Origin of the sequence: Paenibacillus thermotolerans (assembly GCF_028745515.1) — a bacterium.
Lineage (GTDB): Bacteria > Bacillota > Bacilli > Paenibacillales > YIM-B00363 > Paenibacillus_AE > Paenibacillus_AE thermotolerans.
In genome coordinates this window covers 73,305-94,647 of the sequence record NZ_JAQZSG010000007.1, presented here as the reverse complement: position 1 = coordinate 94,647, position 21,343 = coordinate 73,305, and the positions used below count along the sequence as shown (strand labels likewise).

21 protein-coding genes are annotated in these 21,343 nt (G+C 51.8%); 3 read left to right on the top strand and 18 right to left on the bottom strand.

The window, feature by feature from the left end:
- Window positions 1-64: 64 nt before the first annotated feature.
- Window positions 65-943 (top strand): LysR family transcriptional regulator, encoded by an 879-nt coding sequence (locus tag PT964_RS08245; RefSeq protein WP_274362868.1) that lies wholly within the window; start codon window positions 65-67, stop codon window positions 941-943.
- A 67-nt stretch (window positions 944-1,010) separates the two neighbouring features.
- Here the strand turns inward: PT964_RS08245 and PT964_RS08240 are convergent, their stop codons facing one another.
- The 13 genes from PT964_RS08240 to PT964_RS08180 form a co-directional block, all read right to left on the bottom strand.
- A complete protein-coding gene (locus PT964_RS08240; RefSeq protein WP_274362867.1) occupies window positions 1,011-1,328 on the bottom strand; it encodes a hypothetical protein in 318 nt (105 codons plus the stop codon).
- Window positions 1,329-1,465: 137 nt separating this feature from the next.
- On the bottom strand, window positions 1,466-2,086 hold the full coding sequence (locus PT964_RS08235) for a response regulator transcription factor (RefSeq protein ID WP_274362866.1): 621 nt from the start codon (window positions 2,084-2,086) through the stop codon (window positions 1,466-1,468).
- Window positions 2,064-3,167 carry a sensor histidine kinase gene (locus PT964_RS08230; protein ID WP_274362865.1) on the bottom strand — a complete coding sequence of 368 codons (1,104 nt, stop codon included), beginning with the start codon at window positions 3,165-3,167 and terminating at the stop codon, window positions 2,064-2,066. The genes PT964_RS08235 and PT964_RS08230 overlap by 23 nt, the downstream gene beginning before the upstream one ends.
- A 53-nt stretch (window positions 3,168-3,220) precedes the next feature.
- On the bottom strand, window positions 3,221-4,318 hold the full coding sequence (locus tag PT964_RS08225) for an ABC transporter permease (RefSeq protein ID WP_274362864.1): 1,098 nt from the start codon (window positions 4,316-4,318) through the stop codon (window positions 3,221-3,223).
- A complete protein-coding gene (locus PT964_RS08220) occupies window positions 4,315-5,436 on the bottom strand; it encodes an ABC transporter permease (protein ID WP_274362863.1) in 1,122 nt (373 codons plus the stop codon). The genes PT964_RS08225 and PT964_RS08220 overlap by 4 nt, the downstream gene beginning before the upstream one ends.
- A gap of 23 nt (window positions 5,437-5,459) precedes the next feature.
- Window positions 5,460-6,395, bottom strand: a complete 936-nt coding sequence (locus PT964_RS08215) for an ABC transporter ATP-binding protein (RefSeq protein WP_274362862.1) — start codon at window positions 6,393-6,395, stop codon at window positions 5,460-5,462.
- A gap of 164 nt (window positions 6,396-6,559) precedes the next feature.
- Complete coding sequence (locus PT964_RS08210) at window positions 6,560-8,188, bottom strand: ATP-binding protein (protein WP_274362861.1); 1,629 nt, start codon at window positions 8,186-8,188, stop codon at window positions 6,560-6,562.
- Window positions 8,189-8,312: 124 nt separating this feature from the next.
- Window positions 8,313-9,584, bottom strand: a complete 1,272-nt coding sequence (locus PT964_RS08205) for an alpha-L-fucosidase (protein ID WP_274362860.1) — start codon at window positions 9,582-9,584, stop codon at window positions 8,313-8,315.
- A 113-nt stretch (window positions 9,585-9,697) separates the two neighbouring features.
- A complete protein-coding gene (locus tag PT964_RS08200; RefSeq protein ID WP_274362859.1) occupies window positions 9,698-10,417 on the bottom strand; it encodes an SGNH/GDSL hydrolase family protein in 720 nt (239 codons plus the stop codon).
- 165 nt (window positions 10,418-10,582) lie between these two features.
- Complete coding sequence (locus PT964_RS08195; protein WP_274362858.1) at window positions 10,583-11,068, bottom strand: DinB family protein; 486 nt, start codon at window positions 11,066-11,068, stop codon at window positions 10,583-10,585.
- Between the two features lie 83 nt (window positions 11,069-11,151).
- A complete protein-coding gene (gene hprK / locus PT964_RS08190; RefSeq protein WP_274362857.1) occupies window positions 11,152-12,060 on the bottom strand; it encodes an HPr(Ser) kinase/phosphatase in 909 nt (302 codons plus the stop codon).
- Between the two features lie 161 nt (window positions 12,061-12,221).
- Window positions 12,222-13,544, bottom strand: a complete 1,323-nt coding sequence (locus PT964_RS08185; protein ID WP_274362856.1) for a BaiN/RdsA family NAD(P)/FAD-dependent oxidoreductase — start codon at window positions 13,542-13,544, stop codon at window positions 12,222-12,224.
- A gap of 38 nt (window positions 13,545-13,582) precedes the next feature.
- Window positions 13,583-14,887: a BaiN/RdsA family NAD(P)/FAD-dependent oxidoreductase gene (locus PT964_RS08180; protein WP_274362855.1), complete on the bottom strand. Its 1,305-nt coding sequence runs from the start codon at window positions 14,885-14,887 to the stop codon at window positions 13,583-13,585.
- 347 nt (window positions 14,888-15,234) lie between these two features.
- Here PT964_RS08180 and PT964_RS08175 point away from each other — a divergent pair, with 347 nt between their 5' ends.
- Window positions 15,235-15,435: an LbetaH domain-containing protein gene (locus tag PT964_RS08175; protein ID WP_337995015.1), complete on the top strand. Its 201-nt coding sequence runs from the start codon at window positions 15,235-15,237 to the stop codon at window positions 15,433-15,435.
- Here PT964_RS08175 and PT964_RS08170 read toward each other — a convergent pair whose 3' ends face one another.
- The 3 genes from PT964_RS08170 to PT964_RS08160 all read right to left on the bottom strand — a co-directional run bounded on the left by PT964_RS08170 (window position 15,436) and on the right by PT964_RS08160 (window position 17,553).
- On the bottom strand, window positions 15,436-15,738 hold the full coding sequence (locus tag PT964_RS08170) for a Dabb family protein (RefSeq protein ID WP_274362941.1): 303 nt from the start codon (window positions 15,736-15,738) through the stop codon (window positions 15,436-15,438). It abuts the gene before it with no gap.
- Window positions 15,739-15,829: 91 nt separating this feature from the next.
- Window positions 15,830-16,690, bottom strand: coding sequence for an alpha/beta fold hydrolase (locus tag PT964_RS08165; protein WP_274362854.1), 861 nt, complete (start codon window positions 16,688-16,690; stop codon window positions 15,830-15,832).
- Between the two features lie 14 nt (window positions 16,691-16,704).
- Window positions 16,705-17,553, bottom strand: a complete 849-nt coding sequence (locus PT964_RS08160) for an MBL fold metallo-hydrolase (protein WP_274362853.1) — start codon at window positions 17,551-17,553, stop codon at window positions 16,705-16,707.
- Between the two features lie 131 nt (window positions 17,554-17,684).
- Here PT964_RS08160 and PT964_RS08155 point away from each other — a divergent pair, with 131 nt between their 5' ends.
- The gene (locus PT964_RS08155) at window positions 17,685-18,428 is read left to right on the top strand and encodes a spermidine synthase (RefSeq protein WP_274362852.1); all 744 of its coding nucleotides are present in this window, start codon (window positions 17,685-17,687) and stop codon (window positions 18,426-18,428) included.
- On the opposite strand, the gene PT964_RS08150 is transcribed toward PT964_RS08155, so the two are convergent.
- On the bottom strand, window positions 18,425-18,994 hold the full coding sequence (locus PT964_RS08150) for a hypothetical protein (RefSeq protein ID WP_274362851.1): 570 nt from the start codon (window positions 18,992-18,994) through the stop codon (window positions 18,425-18,427). The genes PT964_RS08155 and PT964_RS08150 overlap by 4 nt on opposite strands.
- 101 nt (window positions 18,995-19,095) lie before the next feature.
- Window positions 19,096-21,288, bottom strand: coding sequence for an alpha-L-rhamnosidase-related protein (locus tag PT964_RS08145; protein ID WP_274362850.1), 2,193 nt, complete (start codon window positions 21,286-21,288; stop codon window positions 19,096-19,098).
- Window positions 21,289-21,343: the final 55 nt, after the last annotated feature.

The window sequence follows — 21,343 nt, the reverse complement described above, 5'->3', positions numbered from 1 at the left end:
CTATAATACGAATAGAAGCCATATACGTAATTAATATATTTACGAGGAGATATAGACGATATCTATGATCAATAACTACGAATTATACAAAGTGTTCTATTGGGCAGCGAAGACGGGAAGCTTGACGCAGGCGGCTAAAGCGCTCTTCCTCACGCAGCCGAGCGTCAGCCATGCGATCAAGCAGCTGGAGGACAGCTTCGGATTAAAGTTGTTTTTCCGGAATTCCAAGGGGGTGGAGCTGACGCCGGAAGGAACGGTGCTGTATTCGTATATTGAACAATCCATGATTTTGGTCTCGCTCGCCGAAGAGCAGATGGCCGCGCTCAAAAATTTGGACAGCGGCGAGCTGCGGATCGGCGGCAGCGACTCGTTGTTTAAGCATTATTTGCTGCCGATTCTGGAGCAATTTCATTCGCAGCATCCCGGCGTCAAGCTTCATCTGCATCACGGCACGACGCCGGAGGTGATCACGTTCCTCAAGGAAGGCCGAATCGACCTGGGCGTCGTGCGAATGCCGATCGTAGACTCCCGGCTGAAAGTCCGCGAAAGCTTTCAGCTGCAGGATTGTTTCGTGGCGGGATGCCATTTCGACCATCTCAAAAATCAAGTGTTGTCGCTCGATCAGCTGCTTCGGTATCCGGTCATTTTGTTCTCCCGCAACAGCCGGGCCCGCATGACGATCACCGAAGTGTTTCAAAGCTACGGGCTTACGCTCAAGCCGGATATCGAGGTCGGCAGTGTGGATCTTCTGATCGAGTTCGCGCGGAGAGGACTCGGCATTTCGTACGTTACGCGGGAATTTGTGAAGAACGAGCTTGAAACGGGCTCCCTGTTTGAAATTCAATTGGATGTTCCCTTGCCGCCATCGCATGTAGGAATTATGACGATGCGAAATATGCCGCTTTCGAGCGCAGCCGGCCGATTTATCGAACTTGTCGGATAAAGCCCTCCGATATACGAAAACAAGGCAACCGATCACGGTCGCCTTGTTTCGCTTATTCCTATATTCGCTACTGGATCATAAAGTTAAATTCGTATTTCCCGTTTCCCCGATTTTCCAGCAACGACTTTGCTTTCATCAGATCGTCCTTATGAACCTCGAGAATGACTCTTACGTTCAATGTGTCGGAATGACCGGTGTGCAGCGCTTGATTGCGCATGCGGCAGCGGATGCCGTTGTCCTGCAAGTAAGCAAACTGGTTCGACGCCTCTTCGCTGAGCTCCATCGACTCGTAAACGGTCGACCATCCGCCCTTCTTTCTCCAATATAGAAGCACGCCGATAAGCAACAAAGCGATACAAACCGCTGAGATCAGAAAACCATTCATACAGCAACACTCCTTTTACGGAATTGGTTGTAATGGTTTACCTGATCCATATGCTACCATCAAAATGTGACGGAATTATGACCGCATTATGATCTTAGTATTAATTTTTTAAAAAGCCACGCCCAATTTAATGCTTTTTAAAAATGAGTAAGATAAAAAATCGCAAGCTGCGTCCGATCCCGCAGCTGCAATTTTTCAAGCAGCCCCGTCACATAATTTCTCGTTGTCCCTTCGCTTAAATAAATGCGTTCGGCGATCTCTTTATTCGATAATCCTTCGGCGATCAGCGCTAATTTTTCAAGCTCTCGAGCGGTTAAGTCCAGTTGTGCCGGCGTTTTCTTTCGTTCCTTCAGCATGGAGGAAAGCGTGCTGGCGACTTCCCGTTCGAAAACTGCGTTCCCTTTCCCTACGGCGCGAAGGCTCTCGATGATGCTGTCCGACGGCTGATTTTTCAAAATATATCCTTCGGCTCCGCATTTCAGCGCCTCTTTGATATATTCATCATCCTTGAAGGTGGTTAGAATGACGACCTTCATATTCGGAAATTGCTGCTTAATGCGTCCGGTCCCGCGCACTCCGTCCATAACGGGCATGCGTATATCCATGAGCACAAGGTCCGGTTGAAGCTGCGCGCACTTCTCGAACGCTTCCTGACCGTTCGAGGCTGTTCCGATCACCTCGAAATCGTCCTCCAGCTCGATCAAAATTTTGAGACCGTCCCGGATCAGCGCATCGTCATCCACGATCAAAACTTTCAAAGATTCCGCCTCCCTCTTGCCTTGGCAGCAAGCACACGATCAAAAACCCTTCGTCTGCGCTTATCGAGATGCTCCCGCCGACATTTTTAACCCGTTCCTTCATTCCGCTCAAGCCGAGACCTTCTTTCACGAACGAACAGCCGATTCCGTTATCCTTAATATACAATCGCGTATACCGCTCGTTGGCGTCGATCGAAATGTTCACCTCCGTCGCCTGAGAATGGCGGGCCGCATTCGTAAGCGCTTCCTTAATATTCGTGCTTAACAGCTCCAAATGATCCGCCGGCAATCGGTTGAAATCCCCGCTTAGCTTCAGATGGACCGGACAAAAACGAAATTGTTCGATGATGCCGCGTATATATCCGACGCCGATCTCCTCTCGCGGCTTGATGTTGTGCACCGTATCGCGAAGCAGCTGAAGGGCGTTCGTAAGCCCGTCGATCGAATGCTTGACGATTTCCATCGATTTGGCTTCGTCCTTGGCATGAAGCTTGTAAGCCGCTTGCAATTGAATTAATATTCCGGCGATGCCGTGTCCCACGCTGTCATGAATATCCCGCGCAATTCGGTTTCGTTCCTTCACTTCCGCAATGCTCGCAATTTGTTTGGAGGAATGGAGAAGCTTCGCCTTCGTTTGCTCCAGCTCATACCGTAACCGCCGTTCGTTATCCAGCGTGCGGATAAACTCGCTCTCTTCCTGCCTTCCCTTACGAATCGCAAAAGCAAGCAAGCTGCACAGGATGATCCACATCGTAACGGTCAATAGAAGCTCCGACTCTCCCGCCAAAAAATAAAGAACGCAAACGATCGAGGCGGCTACTCCGAGATACACTCGCTTGAGCATGAAATCGTAGAAGCATATGGCAAACAAAACGGAAAAACGCAAATCCGCCGCAACGCCCGCACACGTGACGGCCAGCGTTACGACGGTAACGGAAAGCGAATCGTAAAATCTTTCTTTCCACAATTGAATCGCTAGAATTAACAGCAACAACGCTAATCGTTGATAGGATAAGTTCTGATCGATAATCAGCTCAACAACGACATATAGGAAGAGGACCGTCTTTACGAAATAGTTCATGCTTTGCCCCTGTCGCGAACGCCTTTTTTCCGTATTATACCAAACAATCGGCGTTATTTGACGATATCCGCTTTTCTCATGGTGCCGAATAAAAAGAAAATAAGCGAAAACAACAGCATGATCGAAATTTCTTTCCCAAGCTCCATGATCGTTTGGCCGAGCAGCAGCTTCTGAATGCCGCCGATTACCCAGGAGACGGGGGACAGCTTGCTGAGCGTCTGAATGATCTCCGGAGCAAAGTCAAGCGGGAAATAGGCGCCGCCCAGCATCGTAATCGGAGGAAACAAGGAAATGCCGATCAAGCACGCCTGCACCACGCTTTTGGAAATCGAGCTGATCGCCACCCCTAAGGATACGGAAACGAGCGAAAATGCGGCTAAAAAGAGATACATATCGACAACGGAATCGCCCATGTACATGTTGTAAACCGATCGGATGACAACCAGTGCGAACGTAATCTGAACCAGGCAAACGACCAGGAAGCTGCCGATCGTTTGAAGCATATAGCTTCGAATCGTCACAGGTGCGGCGAGTGTGCGATACAGCGTTCGGTTGTTTTTATTGAGAATAATATACAATGCTGCGATTAAGGAGCTGTAAAGCATCGATATGACGAAATAACCGAGCACCCACCTCGTTCTTTCCGCTCCCGGGTCAATAACGAGCCGGTGATCCGCTTGGAGCAGGCTTTGTTCGTCATATTGCGCGAATGCCGCATAGAATGCGTCCGGGTCATGATTCACGGCAAGGGCGATCGTCTTGGCATGGCTGAGCCATAGCTCCAGCGAAGCGCTCACAGGTGCCGCAACGTTGGATTCCTGAATCGAATACGCCGTGATCCCGCCTTCTTCTCCTCGAATCAACCGGTTCGTAAATCCTTGATCGATCACAAGCACATAATCGACCTTAAGCGACATCAGCCTCTTCTCGATCTCTTCCTCCGCGATGCTGCGGATCGCCGCTTTCGATTGAAGGTTCCGCTGCAATGCCGCCGTAAATTCGGTGTGATCCTTATCGATGATCGCCGCTTTTACGTTATGCTCGTCGCCGATGAATCCAAGCGACATGAATGCGAGCGGAAACAGGAGGATAAAGAAGAACTGTATTTTATTGCGAAATATTCTTTTTAAGGTATGAACGAAAATGGTCACGCGACTCTCCTCCTTCCGGCTGCGAACGTGAGCAGAACGACAAATCCCGTGTAAACGGCCAACCCAAGCAAAGACGTGTACGAAACGGCGCCTTCATAAATTTTGGTAAACAGTACGGTATGGGCATAATGATTCGGCGTATAACGGCTCAGCAGCTCCATCCATTTCCCGTCCATAGGAGAAAAGCCGCCCGATACGAGCGTCATGACGAACGTTAGGAAGAAGAGACTCAGCGCGGAGATCAGCGTGCTCTTGGTCAGATGCGCAACGATCATTCCAAGCCCGACCGAGAGTACGGAAAAAAAGAAAAGCACGACGATCGCAAGAAGGATGCCGCCCTTCCAGTTCGCTTGATAGACGTATTTGGATACGAGCAATATGAGCAAGGAGATGGCGTAAAGCGTCGTTCCGCTGCCGATCAGCTTGCCGAGCGTCACGTGGCTTGAACGAATCGGCGCCGCCAGCAGCCGTGAATTCGTATGGTTTCCGAGATCCTTCGTGACGGCGAAGATGCCGAACAGCGAACCGAACAGCAGCGTTTGGAACAACGTCGCGATAGAGTAATAATCGATGCCTCTCGGAATTTTTCCTTCGGTTACAACTCGAACCTCGTGAATGGAGCGCTTTTCCGAATCTTTCGGTCCGGGCGGTTCCCTGCCTGCGGCCGGCAACGTATTGCTCAAATTTGCCGTCCGAACGAAACTATCCAGCACCGGTGCGACGAGCGAAGCTTCATATTGGGTATACCATTCGATTCGTGCCTCTTCTCCGCTGTGCAGACGGTCCGACAAAGCATTCCTAAGATAAAAGAATGCTTCGAATTCCCCGGACTTTACCGCTTTCATTCCTTCATCCGCATCCGAAACCGGTTCCGCCTGCAATAACGAAGCCACCGTCTCCGATTGCATAAAGGTGTCGAACGCCGTACCGAGATCACCTTTGTCTTCGTTGAGGTATGCCACTTTCGCCGGTTCGATCGTTTTCGGCGTAAAATCGGAGTCCAGCGCGGTTCCAAGAATGAGGATCATAACCATCGGCATCAGCGTAAAAGCAAGAATCGCTTTTAAATCGCGTACATTGCGAAGAAAGGTATAATAGGCGATCATCCCGATTTTCATATTCGCGTCACCTCCCATACTCTTTAGGCATTGCGCAGCTTTCGGCCGGTCAACGTCAGGAAGACGGCTTCCAAGGTCGGCTTCTCCACGCTAAGTGACAAAATGTCGATATTGGCTTCGGAGACGATATGGATAATTCCACTGACATTCTGCCGGCCTTTCTTGGCGATTACTTGCAGCTGCTTGCCTGAGACGGAACAATCGGTGACGCTCTGCATGCTGCGAATTTCATCTACCAGCGAATAATCAACGGAAGACAGCTCGAGGATGAGCTTTTCTTCCGAGGAGACGAGGGCGGTCAGTTCTTCCTTCGTGCCGTGGGCAATCACTCGGCCATGATCCACGATCGCGATTTTCGAGCAAATTTCCTCGACTTCTTCCATGTAGTGCGAGGTGTACACGATCGTCGAGCCCATCCGGTTCAGTTCTTTAACGGATTGCAAAATATGACTCCGCGATTGCGGATCGATGCCGACGGTCGGTTCGTCCATAATGATCAGCTTCGGATGATGCATGATGGAGCACGCGATATTCAACCTTCGCTTCATTCCTCCTGAAAAGCCTTTGGGCCGATCCTTCCCTCGGTCGGACAGCCCGGTGAACGCAAGCGCCTCCTCGATTCTTTCCTTGAGCAGCTTTCCTTTAAGACCGTAGAGGCGGCCGAAATAATCGAGGTTTTCGCAAGCGGTCAAATCCTCGAATATGGCGATATCTTGCGGAACGATACCGATCTCCCGTTTGACGTCCATCTCGTGCCGCGACATGTCTTTTCCGAAACATTTCAGTTCGCCGCCGTCCACCTTGGTCAATCCGGCGATGGCACCGATCGCCGTCGTTTTCCCCGCTCCGTTCGGCCCGAGCAGCCCGAAAATTTCCCCTTCGCGGATCGAGAAGCTGATATGATCCAGGGCGAGAACGTCGCGATACCGTTTGATCACATTTTTTACTTCCACAATCATTCCCCGTCACCTCGTATATTTCTTCTGCATTCATCTTACGAAATTTGGAAGGAGCATCGTAGTGATCGGAAGAATCATTCGAAATGACATTTGTCATAAAAAAAAGAACGATCGGGTATGCCCCGCATCGCTCTTTCCTGTCATCCGATTGCATTCCGATTCGTTCAACCCGCCATCGGAAGTCTAATCTCAATCAGGGTGCCTTCATTGATCTTGCTCCGATACGAAATCGTGCCGTTGTGCTGCTCGATAATCCGATGGCTGATCATAAGGCCAAGTCCGGTTCCTTTTTCCTTCAAACTATAAAAGGGCTGCCCCAGCTGACCCAGCAGCTCCTCCGGTATTCCGCAGCCTTCGTCTTGTATCGTAATCAGACACCCGTGCTCCGCATCTTTACGCAAGCTGACGCCGATGAATCCGCCATTAGGCATAGACTCGATCGCATTTTTCAAAATATTGAGAAATACCTGCTTTAACTGGTTTTCTTCGCAGACGACCGGAAAACTTGCCGGTTCAAATTGTTGTCTGAATTGAATATTGTTCATAAGCGCTTGCGGCGTCAGAAACTCAATCGTGTATTCAAGCAGCTCCTTCACATCCGTTCGGGTTTGCCGAACCGCTTGGGGCTTAGCCAAAGAGAGAAGCTCGCTTGTAATCGTCTCGATTCGTTCCAGCTCGCTTAGGAGCAAATCGCTGTACTTCAGCGTCGGATACTCCTTCTGATATACTTGGAGAAACCCTTTGATGGTCGTTAGCGGGTTCCGAATTTCGTGCGCCACACCGGCCGCCAGCTTTCCGACGATGGACAGCTTTTCCGATTGCAGCAAAATTTCTTCCGCTTTTTTCCGTTCGGAAATATCCCGGCTAATGATGACGATATGCTCGATTCGATCGAATTCGCCTTTCACCGGCCTGCAGCGGGATTCAAACTCGATCCAGCGGCCTTCCTTATGCTTCAACCGAAACCCTATGGATGTAGACTGCGCTCCCCGATCTTCAAACATGCTTTTCACGGCATGCTTAAAAATCGGCACATCGTCCGGATGCAGCAGCTCTTGGATTTCCGCATTTTCCAGCTCATGGGCTTGAAACCCTAGTAAACACTCGTGCGAAGGCGAGAAATAGCTAACGGAATGATCGCAATCCAGCACCATGATCAAATCGGAAGTATTGTCGGCGATCAACCGGTATTTCGATTCGCTTTCCTCAAGCGTTCGCTCTACGATTTGTTTTTCCTTAATCGTTCTGCGGAGCCTCTCATTCGCTTCAATCAACAACCCCCCGAGGGTTACCCCCAGGCCGACAAACAATAAATACTGGATATGGAAAAGCGGCTGATGCTCCAGAATGCGGAAGAAAAGCGCCGTGCACGAATAAAGCACAATATAGGCTGCGAAAAGCGCGGCGCATCTTTTGAGCGGAGTGAGCTTTTGAATAAAAACATTTAAGCCGCAAAATACCAGCATAATGAAAATCCAGCCGATGATGGCCGGCGTCCAGTTACCGTTCGAAGCCAGCCTTGTAAGCAAGGCGAAACTGCCGGTGATCATGCCCGGAATAGGACCAAGATATGCAAATACCAAAATTACGGCGGCATACCTTATGTCGTAAGAGTAACCGTCCTGCTTTACCGCCAGCATAACAAGGATTACGGAAACGAGCCCCGCATAGAGGCCGGTCCAAAAGTGCGGCTGCTTCAGCGGCCGATCATAGATGAACGATCGGATGACAAGCGGCGTACTGACCAACAGTGAAAATATGGATAAATTAACGATATAGTCGAAAAGAAACAATACAGCCTCACCCGTATCCAGTCACATGACTTGCATTAGACTATTTTAACGGATACTTTCTATTTTTTCGATATAAAAAATAGACCGATCGCACCTCCGATCGGTCCTTGAGCAACGGTTTCATTTAATTGGCATCGGCTTCGGCTTCGGCTTCGATTTCGGCTACCCTCACGACCAGATTCATTCCGTACGGGTATCCCGTTGCGTTGAATGTAAACGATCCGGCGGCTTCATCCTGCTTGAACGGAAGCTCTTCCCCATTGTCGAGCCAGCGGACCGACCGGATTTTGCGCGAGAGTCCGGTGAACGTTTTGTCGCCTGCACCGCCCCCGCCTGCCGTTACATGCTCGTGACCGCTAATTTTTAAATGGTAGATGAACGCATACAGCTTCCCGTCCGGCGTTTCCAGAACGAAGTTGCTCCCTTCGCCCTTTACCTTGCTCGGTTTTCCTTCGTAAATCGGCTTTCGGTTTAGGGCGATCCACTCGCCGACCGTCTCCAACAAATGCCGCTGAATCGGCAGTATGCGTCCGGTTGCGGTCGGTCCCATGTTCAGCAAATAGTTCGCTCCCACCTTGCGGCAAGCGCACAAGCTCTCGATCAAATACGGCACCGATTTGTATGCGAAATCTTTGGTGCCGATCCCCCAATGATCGTTGATCGTTTCGCACATTTCGGCCGCGACGTATTTCTTCATGCCTTCTCTGTTCATCGGCTCGGGACGTCCTTGCTCGAACGTTACGCTGTCGATTTCCGGGTGTCCCGTCGCTCCGCGATGGTCCAACCCCGTGTTGTTAATAATGAGCGCGTCGGGTTGAAGCCGGCGGATCATGCCGTACAGCTCGTCGAGCTTCCAGTCCGCATCCGGCTTGCTCCAGTTCCCGTCAAACCATAAGCCGCCGATTTTCCCGTAATGCGTACACAACATTTCAACGGACTTGTACAAATAATCGAGATAAGCGTCGAAATCGTTCTTGAAGCTTTCCTCGCGCCAGTCCAGCGTCGTATGATACAGCATCGGCAGCAAATCTTCCTCGCGGCACGCCGTTACGAATTCGGCGATCAAGTCGCGCCCCGCCGGGCTGTGCGGCGCGTCGTACTCGTTCAGCCCCCGCGTATCGTACAAGGAGAAGCCGTCGTGATGGCGAGTCGTAATCGTTATATAGTTCATGCCGGACTGTTTGGCGATGCGCGCGATTTCCCTCGCATCGAAGTCGGCGGCGGTGAACGTATGCTGCAGCTTTACGTACTCCTGCATCGGGATGTTTCCGAGATGTTGAATCCATTCGCCTTGTCCCAGCTGCGAATATAAACCCCAATGAATAAACATCCCGAAGCCCAACCGTTCGAAATGTGCGATTCTAGGCTCAGGTAACGGAATATTGGTCCGTGTCATCATCATATCCCTCTCATTCGCGATCGGATTATGACTCTATTGTACGACCAAGTCCGCACGATTCACGATACATAAAATTAAGATTCATTTAGCGAAAAGTAAGATTAAAGGTGTCAATTCGTTCGAATCGCTTTCCAAAATTCCTTTGCTATGACTTGGTATCCCTCCGCATTCAAATGATTATCGTCCGGATTCGGCATATATTTTTTATAATGCCGATCTACCTTTTTGTCGGTCGGCACGTAAGTATCGCCATTCGCTTCGGCGCGCATTTCGATTTCCGAATTCAAGGAGGTAATGAACGGCGCCAAAAACTGCTGTGCCTGTTCCGGATAATAAGCAAACGGATTATAATAACCCATTACGTAAACGCGTGCATTCGGATTCAACTCGTCAATCGTACTAAGGATGATCTGCAAATTCGCGCTTGCGCTCGATATGCCTTCCGAAGCGTTGGCCGGATCCGACAGGAGCTTACGGAACAAATCGTTGGCTCCGATATCGATCGTTACGACCGACGCTTCTTTTATTTTGTTCCTCACACTGTCATTCGTCAGCATATCGTCTTTTAATTGTTCGCTCGTATAACCCGTAACGGCAAAATTCGTATAATCGGCAACATGATAATGAAACTTTTCAAAGTAATCCTTCAAATAATCCGCATAACTGAGGTCGAATGTTCCATACGGGGTTTGTCCTGCCGCAATGGAGTCTCCTAGAGCGACGTAATGTACGGTTTGCAATGCACCATTCTCCTTTTCCTTGGCAGAAGCGAATGAAACGGAAAACAAAACTGCGACTGCGATCATTAAGCCTAATGCGATGCTTCTCATCAAACTCTCTCCCTTCTAACGATAGTTTTCTCGAGAAAATGCTATCACGAAACGAATACGCAATCCTGTCTTTTTGTGCTTTTTGGGAACAGGTCAAACGAAAAGGCCGCCTCCCGGATTTACGGGAAGCGGCCGCCAAAGCCTTATCGAACGCAAAGTACTGTTTCATTCATCGGCGCTGGGACCGTAAATACCTGGAACCGGCACATCAAGTAACCGAAGATAGACCGTAAGCTGTCCCCGATGATGGTGCCAGCGATTGAAAAGCAGCGTTCGCACCAGCTCGAGACGCGGTGTCTCAAGGATGATTGTGCCTTGCGCCGCCAATCGAAAGGTGTCGCGAACGTATTCATCGCTCCACGAACAAAAGACTTGCTGCGCTACGGCTACTTGCTCGTCCAACACCGCGAGAATCTCCGAAACGGTTGCCGCTTCCGGAAGAGGCACAATCGGCACTTCCCGAACGGGGACATTCAGCAGCATGGCCAAGCCTCCGGGCAATCCTGCCGTATGCAAGGCCAACTGCCCGAGTGACATCGATTTAGGATGCGGCTTCCAAGCCATGCGAGCTTCCGGAATGCGCTCCAAAATACGGCGTGTGGACAGCGCCTCCCGCCGAAGTTCCTCCAACAAATCCTCTACAACGCTCATAAGTAATTTCCTCCTTCGTCAGCTTAACTCAAGTATAAGGCAACTTTAGAAGGGGAGTTTCTTATGAATTGCTCTGTTCATCATTATGGATTTTCAAGGCGCCTCATAAAGTCCTCGGCCGCGCTGTAGCCTTCCCGGCGGAGATACCAATTGTTTGCGGCGGCTTCGACAAGTCCCGCCACATCCCTTCCCGGCTGAAGCTGAATTTCAATATGCGGGATATTCACATCGAGATATTGCGAGAATCGCTGCTCCACCTCCAGCTCATTATTCAGCTGATCCTTCTCCCATTGCTTAAGCTCGATATCGAGCACGACTCTGGTTTCGTCTTGGAACGAGCTTCTGCCGTACAACCGGGAGACGTTAATCAGCCCGATGCTGCGCAGCGCAAGAAACTCTCTTGTTTTGCCGTTATGCGTGCCTAGCAGCGTCTCGGAATTAATACGTTTCAGGACGACGATATCGTCCGCGACGAGCCGGTGCCCCCGGCGGATTAGCGTATGGGCGGTTTCGCTCTTTCCGACGCCGGACTTTCCGCGCAGCAGCACGCCGATCCCCGATACGTTCACGCAGACGCCGTGAATGGCGATTTCCTCGGCGAGCGCCTTCGCCAAGTAGCTGTCTACCAGCTCTTGAAACTTCGTCGTAGCTTCGGGCGTACGCAGCAGCGGAATGCCCTCCTGCTCGCAGTATTTCAACAAATATTTCAAGCCGTCTTGGTTTCTAGTTACGACAAAGCACGGCGGATGATATTTGACGATATTTCCGATGTGCAGATTCCGGTCTTCTTCGCTCTGGCGGTGCAAGTATGTAATTTCCCTTCGACCCAGCAGCTGAACGCGGCCTTGCGGATAATATTCGAAATAGCCGACGAATTCCAGACCGGGCCGATGAACCCGGGCTTCCGTAATCGGCCGCAGCAGCCGGTCTCCTCCCGCAAGCACTTCGAGAGAAAACCGGTCCACAAGCTGTTTCACTGTCACCGTCTTCAATTCATTCACGCCTCCCATCCGTTTCCTGCTTCAAAAGTAAGTGTATTTGCTTCATTCGTCAACCGAAAATCCATCAAACGCCTTAGAATGAAAAAAGCTCGTCCCCGTGAAGAGGGACAAGCCTTTAGGTTCTTCATACCGCTATTGAATTCCTTCTTTGTTCAGCGAACCGAATTTCCGGTAAGCTGATCTGCAAGCGCCATCGCGGCCGAATAGCCGGAGCTCCAGGCCCATTGCAGATTATATCCTCCGCAATCCCCATCCACATCCATCACCTCGCCGGCCAAATAAAGCCCGGGCACGAGCTTGGATTCCAGCGTTCCTTCCTTTAACTCCGACGTATCGATGCCGCCGGCCGTCGTTTGCGCATGCGCAAAGCCATTCGTATCGGTCACAATAAATTCCCAACGCTTCATGAGGCGGCACAATATTTTTTTTGTTTTCCACGATAAATCCTGACATAGCAGGTTCGGCTGCTGATCGATCTCCGCCTCTTTCAGCAGGACGGGAATCAGCTTTTTGTTTAGGATGCCGATCAAAGAAGCCGCAACCGTCCGGTGTCCGAACATTCCCCAATGCGTATCCAGAAAATCGGCGACCTCTTCCTCCGTTCGGTCCGGCATCATATCGAGCGATAATATTACGGTTTCTCCTTTTGCAAGCCGATACGCAGCCTTCCGGCTTAACTGGAGAATCGGCGGGCCGGAGGCGCCGTAGTCCGTAAACAAAATTTCCCCGTATTCGCTGCGGATCACTTCGCCGTTTACGACAATATGACCGAGACCTTCGAATTTGACGCCGGACAGCTCCTTCAGATACGGATAATCCAGCTTCAACTGCACGATCCCCGGCACCGGGTCGATGAGCGTATGTCCCAAACGTTGAGCGAGCGTATACCCGGAGCCGTCCGTTCCTGTTTTCGGAGCGGTAAGGCCGCCCGTACACAGGAAGAGGTAATCGCTGGTATAGACGACCTGTTCCTCTGTCTCAGTCTGGCATAAAATTTTAAACCGCGGATGCTCCGTCGATACGGTAACGTCCAACACCTTCGTCTTGAAGTAGATCGGAACGTTCCGATCCTCCAGCGCGATTCGGAAAACCTCCAGCACCGATGCAGCCTGCAGCGACATCGGATACATCCGGCCGTTTTCTATGGCGACCAGCGGAAGGCCGAGCGAGTTGAAGAAATCGACGGTTTGCCGGACGCCGAATTGCTGCAGCACAGGCAGCGGAAATTCCGGTTGGCTGCTGTGGTACTTTTGCGCTAAAGCGGCCGCCTCGTCCGCGCCCTGTGCGGTGGATTGATTCGTAATGTTGCAGCGCCCGTTCCCGGTCGTCAACACCTTCTTTCCGACCCGGTCGTTGCTTTCAATGATGGCCGTATCGATCCCCAGGTCTCGCGCGGTAACGGCGGCCATTAGCCCTGAAGCGCCCGCACCGATGATGAACAATTCATGGTGCTTAGATGTCTGAGACTCATACATAATTGGTCGATGCATTCCTTTTTCCAGTGGTTTTAATTTTAAATATGTTTGCCGAGCGCCATTGCTGCCGCATAGCCGGAGCTCCAGGCCCACTGCAGGTTATAGCCGCCGAAGTCGCCGTCGACATCCATCACCTCGCCGGCCAAGTAGAGACCGGGCACGAGCTTGGATTCCAACGTTCCTTCGACGAGTTCCTTCGTATTAATGCCGCCGGCTGTCGCTTGCGCGTTCTCGAAGCTGTTGGTGTCGGTTACTTTAAATTCCCAACGCTTCAATAATCGATAGAAGATTCCCTTCGTATTCCACGATAAATCCTGGCAAAGAAGGTTCGGCTGTTGATCGATTCCCGCTTCCTTGAGCAAGACGGGAATCAGCTTCTTGTGCAAAAACCCGACGAACGATTCCGCAACCGTCCGGTGCGCGAACGTTTCCCAGTTCATCTCCAAAAATTCAACTACTTCTTCCTCCGTGCGGCCCGGCATCAAATCGACGGAGACGGTCACGGATTGTTTTTTTGCGAGATGATAAGCAGCCTTCCGGCTGAGCTGAAGAATCGGCGGTCCGGAGAGGCCGTATTCGGCGAAATGAATTTCGCCGGCTTCGCTTTGGACGGCTTTACCGTTCACGATGATCCGGGCTTGTCCTTGGAGTTTGATGCCGGACAACGCCTTCATATGCGGATATTGCACCCTCAATTGCACGATGGCCGGCACAGGCTCGACCAAGGTGTGCCCCAAGCGTTGGGCCAGCGCATACCCGGAGCCGTCCGTTCCCGCGTTCTGGCCGGTAAGGCCGCCCGTACATAAAAACAGGTATTCGCTTGTATAGACCTCCTGCTCTCCTGCTTCGGTTTGGCACGTAATCGTGAAGCGCGGATGATCCGTCGATACGGTAACATCCGCCACTTTGCGGCCTAAATATACCGGAACGTTCCGATCCTCCAGCGCCAGCTCGAATATATCCAACACGGACGAAGCCTGCAGCGACATCGGATACATGAAGCCCTCTTTCAAGCTGGTAAGCGGAAGCCCGAGTACATGGAAGAAATCAATCGTTTGACGGATGCCGAATTGCCGCAGCACAGGAAGCGGGAACTCGGCCTGACTGCCGTGAAACTTACGCGATAATGCCGCCGCTTCGTCCGTACCCGTCGCAGTGGATTCGTTCGTAATGTTGCAGCGGCCGTCGCCTGTCATTAATATTTTCTTCCCAATCCGGTCGTTTCTTTCCAGAATGGCAGTATCGATCCCCAGGTCTCGTGCAGTAACGGCGGCCATAAGTCCTGCGGCGCCTGCGCCTATAATAAACAGCTTGTGGTGCTTGGTAGTTTGAGCCTCATTCATGATCGGTCGATGCATCCTCTGCAAGTACTAATTTCAATCAATTATAGCATAATTTTTAGCTTTGCTTCCGGCGGATCGCTCCTAACGGTCAGGGATGCAGTTATTCGGCGTTGTGAATGAAGTTTGCAATTGTAAGGGACACCACTGCAGTTATTGCCTCGAAAAAGCAGGGATCAGCGCCAAAAATCGGGATTTAGCGTCTGTGGCGTCCGTTAGCGGCACGGCGGCGGACAAAATGGCTATATAACGTCTGTGGTGTCCGTTAGCGCAGAAGGGGGTAGCAAGACGGGAAGAAACTTGCATGTTTCCATTGGAATAGCACATATCATGCATATAGGTCACGATAGGTGCGGATTAAAGACGGACGGTTCGTTCCCCCGGGCGCGGTGATCGACACCCAGGAGAAAGCCGACCGTCTTGGGCCGGTGCCCAAGGATGCGGAGGAGTTTGCCAAAGAGGTTCAACGGATCAACCAAGAGTTTTCATGGAGCTATCCGCTGCTGTTCGGCAAACACCGCTGCACGTGCGGACTCGCTTGCGATTTATAGCTATACCTTCGGATAATCGGCCACTACAACGTTCTCCAATATGCCGTCCAGCGACTTCACGAATTGCTGATGTACCGGATGCGGCCCGTAGGCACGGAGAGCATCGAGGCTCTCGAACGTAACCCGGAGTCCGAGCGAATAGCCGTGTATATTTTCCGTTTCTTCCGTCACATTGATGCCCGCGCTCATATCGACGATCCCCGGAATCCTCCCTCGGAACGACAGCAGCCGGTCCAGCAGATCCTGCTGCTTGTCCGGTGTGATATTGCCATTAAACTTGAATACTACGAGATGCTCATACACCGCTATCAATCCTTTCTTACCTTCGTCCAGTTTTAATGTATACGTCGTCGGTACATTCGAACTAGCTCGGGTTTCGAAGCAAGGCGCAATATTATGCCGTGTGTTGGCGAATAAAGAGCGAAATGCGGTCACTTAGCTCTTGTGCATGGGTAACCAGCGGTATGTGGGTTGTCCCCGGAATGACATCGACTTCCGCATGCGGCAAGTGAAGCCGGTGCAATTCGATCGAAGCTAACTTTTCCTTAAGCTTTGCCTCTTGTTCGGCCGGCAAAAATAATACGGGACATTGAATGCTCGGATAACAGTCTTCGAATTTCATATCGCACCATGCTGCCGTGAGCCGTGCGCCGATTTCGTTGGGCATTTGGTGCGTCACGTTGCCGTTGCTCAGCAGACGGAGCGGAGCGGACTCGGACGTTCTGCGTACGTATTGTTCGCCTAAGCCGGAATAATTGGCGCGTATGTACTCACCGAAAGCATCGCGGTCGCGAAATTCGACAATAGCGCGTTGAAGCCTCCCGGCAACTAATTGTTCCTTCGTCCCTTCAACCTCTCCGTTCGGTCCGATAAAATTCAACATGCCCGCATCAATGTTGACAAGCGTTCGAACCCGTTCCGGACGAATCGCAGCGAGATGCACGGCGACGTCCGTTCCAAGCGAGTTCCCGATCATGTGCGCGCTGTCTATTCCCAAAGCATCCATAACGCCGATGAGATCGTTCGCTTGATTGGTCATTTCGTAACCATATTCGGCTAAGGCGGATTGTCCGTGACCGCGGAGGTCAACCGCAACGATCCGAAACTGTCTTTCAAGCAACGGAATGATGTTATGCCAGACAAATAAGTTAAACCCGCCTGGGTGAAGTAAAAATAAAGTTTCCTGAGCGTTTGGCGATCCATAGAGCTCCACATAAAGTTCAGTACCGTTTGTTTGAATTCGTCGTTGTTCCAAATGATAGGACTCCTTTAACCGAATGCACGCGGCGAAACATACACGAAGCGTTCCGCCTGGGCCATGACGTGAAATTTTTGATAAGGGTGCTTTTCAAATAAATACTGGACAAAATCGCCCGGCTTCTCCCCGTTCGAGCCGAATCCGTCGTAATGCAGAGGGATGACGGTTTCCATGCCGGATGCGACCGCAACCTCCGCCGCCTCCCGATAATCCATGTTGCCGACGATGCCCCGCTCTCGGCGGAAGTAATCGCCGCCGTTGATCGGAAGCAGCCCGAGATCGATCTTATAGTTTGCAAGCGAATCCACAAGTCCGGGATAAACGACCGTATCGCCCGCATGATAAACGGTAACCCCGTTCATATTTATTACATACCCGACGTACCGGTGCCTTCCGTGTTCGTCGGTCTCCAAACTTTCGTGCGCCGCAGGAACGGGGACAATATGCGCCTCGCCGAAAGTAAGCGGCTCGCCGGTTGCCGCAATCGTCAAGCGATCCTCCGTTGCTCCGCAGTTCAGCAGCTTATCGCGGCAAAAGACAGGCGCCACGTACCGGGTCTCCGGGCAGCTGCGCGCCATGACGCGGATCGTGCCTTCGTCAAGATGATCGTCGTGCTCGTGCGTAATGAGGCATACATCCGCCCGGCGGATGTCTTCGGGACGGAACGGCGGCTCGAAATCCCGCTTAGCGCCTTTGCGTTCCAGCTCATCCGACACCCAGGGGTCGATGTAAATAACCGTTTCCTTCCCTTTCAGAATGATGCTTTCCTGCCCGACAAACCAAACGGCGACGCATCCTTCCGGCACTACGGCCGCATCGATTTCGTCCATCATGTTCCGAGGCTTGCGATTCATTGACATATGGATTCCTCCTTTACCTGCTGACAACAATTCGACACTCGCGCCAAATCCCCTTCAACCGTTCTCTTTCCCGGCGGGCCGCATGGTATGATGGAGTCATGAAAACAGATAGACAAGGATTGGAACGACTCATGCGCAATCGGACAGAAGCGATTTACGCCCGTCACGGGATTATGGTGTACGAAACGAATGAGCTATACGGCGAAAAGGGCAGCTTCCGCGTGCTGCAATTTGCCGACGGGGCCGTGCAAGGCGCGATGGATTTGAAACGTCCGGAGCGGATCGTTCTCGAATATCCTCGGGCGATCATCCACTTGATGGAGCTGAACGACCCGGCCTTCGAGAACGTCTTCATGATCGGTCATGGAATCGGTACCATTGCAGGACGTTATCCCGACAAACATTTCACCGTTGCCGAGGTCGACGAACATGTCGCGGAAATCAGCACGGCGTATTTCGGTTCCCGACGCGACTATGTACGGATCGGCGACGGACGCGGACTGCTCGAGCGGGAAGCTTCGCATGTCTACGATTACATTATTGTAGACGCCTTTACTGAAAAAGGGACCCCGTATACGCTGCTTTCTTTACAATTCTTCGCCATGGCCGCACAAAAGCTGACTCGAGAAGGAACGATCATCCTGAACCTGATGGGCAGGGGCGAGAACGACGGTTTCATTCGCGCGGTTTTTACGACATTAGGCGAGGTTTTCGATTACACGAAGGCGTTCTCGCTTTCGCATGGCGGAACGGCGGAGACGAAAAACATCATTGTAGCCGGCAGCGGCAGGCCGATCCGATATCAGGCAAAGCAAATGGCCGGATTCCAAGAAATCGAACCCGGCCAATGCTATATCATCAAGGATGATGATTAGAAATCGCTATAAGCAATGGAAATCGAAACGTCGTAGCCGCCCTGCTCTCTCGGTTGTAAAGTGACGTCGAACAGCTGGTACGGATTGATGGCCGTTGCGGTCATTTTGATCAAAGGATCGGTCGCCTTGGAAATTGTGAAGCTCCCTTTTCCTTTGATATACGTTTCATACATATGGACGACCGCGGCTTCATCCTCGTTCGTATAAAACGTGAATACGATTTGAAGCGTGTTCTCCATCTTCGTGTACCCGGTCGCGTTCCCCACATACACCTCATGATCGTCCGGGAGCGGCAAATCCTCCGGCACAAGCTCGGATACATCGCCTAAGTGCGTGCCGTCCTCCGCCTTATCAATATTCAGCAATATTGGCGTAGTCTGATCTTCATCCCCGTTGTTCACCGGCTGATCTCCCGCTTCCGGCAGCTCCTGCGGCTCTTGCATTGCTTGAGTCGAAGCCGGGTCGACGCCCGCCGGCTCCTTCCCGTTTCCGCAGCCCGCACCGATGAAGAGCATCACGGACAAAAGCAGGATAAAAACCGTTAGCTTGAAGTTCTTTTTCAACAAATCGTTCACTCCCGAAAGGCAAGTATATTTCCATTTATACCACCGGAAGCGGCCGATTGCCGTATCAAATTACTATCAAACACTCTCAAATTCGTTAGGCGTTAAAGCTCGACTTTCATGTCGGTTTCGCCGCTCGTAACGGACTTTCCGTTCCAGGAGACGGTCACTTCCAAGCCGGCGCCGTTCCGTATTTCCGCATACAGCCGCCCATTGTCCGATTTCACGGCAACGTCGACGTTCGCGCCTCCGATGCGGGCTTGCTTCAACCGAATCCACTTGCCCTCCCACGAAGAAGGAATGTTCGGTCGAATCAAAAGCCGATTGTTATGCGCCTCCGGCTGCAGCCCGATAAAATGGGACACGATCGGGACAGCTAGCGCGTATACGGTCCAAGCCTGCACGACGCAGCCGTAATCGGGGGACATTTCGCTCATGGAGCCGGGCAGCGCCTTGGAGAACGTACGGTTCATGCGCCTTAGCAAATCCAAAGACGCTTCGGCATCGCCGTACATTGCTTCCGCCACTGCGTGAACGCCCGTGCTGATCGTCATCGTGTGCTGTCTGAACGTCCCGCACAAGTACGAACCGTACTCGCCGATGAAATCGTCGTTGCGCATGTTGACGATGGCACGCTCGCCCTTCTCACGATCCGCGATTCCGGCTTCCATCGGCGTCGATATGACCCAGTTTTTGTTGATGATCCATCCGCGGTCCTCGTTCTCGTCGTCCGTCTCTTCCAGCAGCTTCTCCAGATACGCGCGATAATCGGCCGATCCCTTTTTTTCCGCCAAGGAAACCATGAAGTCCACCTTCGGCACGATGTCTTTCTTCGGCGCAACCGCGTCGGAGTACAATCCTTCGCGTTCATTCCAATACACATCGTTCACGGCTTTGACGATGCGGCCGGCCAGCTCTTCGTAACGCTCCGCTTTCCGCTCGTCTCCGAGCTCCCTGCTCATCAATGCGGCTGCCTGCACCGCTTTCGCCGTATACACCGCCGAATCGATCAATTCCATGTTCAATCCGGCGATTTCGATAATGCCGTACCCGGAAGGCAGCAAATCGCCGTCGGGGTCCATTTCGCCCAGCAGCCAATCGATGCCTTTCTCGCAGTACTCGATATTTTGCTCCAATATGCTACGGTCGCCGGTCCAGCGGTACAGCTCCCATACCAACGCGATATAGTGCGCGGTTTCCTGCGTATTCCCCGGGTTGCTGATCGCGCCCATCGTTGTGACCTCGTGAATGATCCGGCCGTTGCCGTTCGTTCTGACGGAGCTGTCGAGAATAAGACGGGCAGTATCCTTGGCGAGCTGATGATCGCCGATCGCAAGCACACCCTGCAGCGAGTACGAGTTATCGCAGCCGAACCACCAAGGATAGGTCGGAGATCCTGCGGTCAGCCCTCTACCGATGCCGTCAACCCGTTGAACGAGCCATTGCGTGTTCCACTTCACCCAGGCGAAAATTTCATTGATCTCGTCTTCGCCTTCCACCACAAGCTCCGCGCGTTCACGAACCGCTTCGCATGCGCGTTTTTTATCCTTCAGCAGCTTATCGTAGTCCCCTGTAAGAACGGAATAAGTCTGCTCGCACTCCTCTTTGGAAGAATAGGAACCGGCAATGAACAAATGGAATGTCATGCGCTCTTGCGGCTTCAACGTTACGGTCGTTTCGAACTTCACGCCCCGCCCGTTGCCGGCCGTGAATTCCGGACCGTACAATTGCCCGCTGTCGTATTGCTCCCCCGGCAAGTCGGTGCCGATCAATGCAAACCAATCGTGGTCGCAATCCTTCGCAAGAGCGAGGCGGTCCGACACCTTCTCTATTACGTCTTCTTTGCCGTCGCGAATTCCGATCGTTTCGGAAAACCAAACCGGGCGCAAATCGGTGCGCGCAAGCAGCTCCAGCTTCAGCCTCGTCTCGCTTTTCGCATAATTGAATATTTCATAGCGGGTAATGAAGCCTTTCTCCAACTCCGGCGCAAACTGCGTCCGTTTCACCGAAACGGGGATATGCCCGAGATTGTGGTCGTAGCGGAATTCGTTCCCCCACGGGTGGGTAATATATTCGTCCGCCTTGGACCAGACGGATATGTCTCGGTCCAAATCGGTAATTCGCAGCCAATACCCGTCCAGCAGCTTAATCGGATGGAGCCACACTCCGCCCATCTCATTGGCTACATGATGTCCGAAATCGGGAAAGTATCCGTCCTGCGCACCGATCACCTTCATGTATTCGCCCGAAGTGAGGTATACATTGAACGGGTGCCTGCTATTTTTCTGGATGTTCATCTTACTCACCTTTTTCCTTTGGAATTGGATCCGAAACGTTTTGGAAACCGGCCTG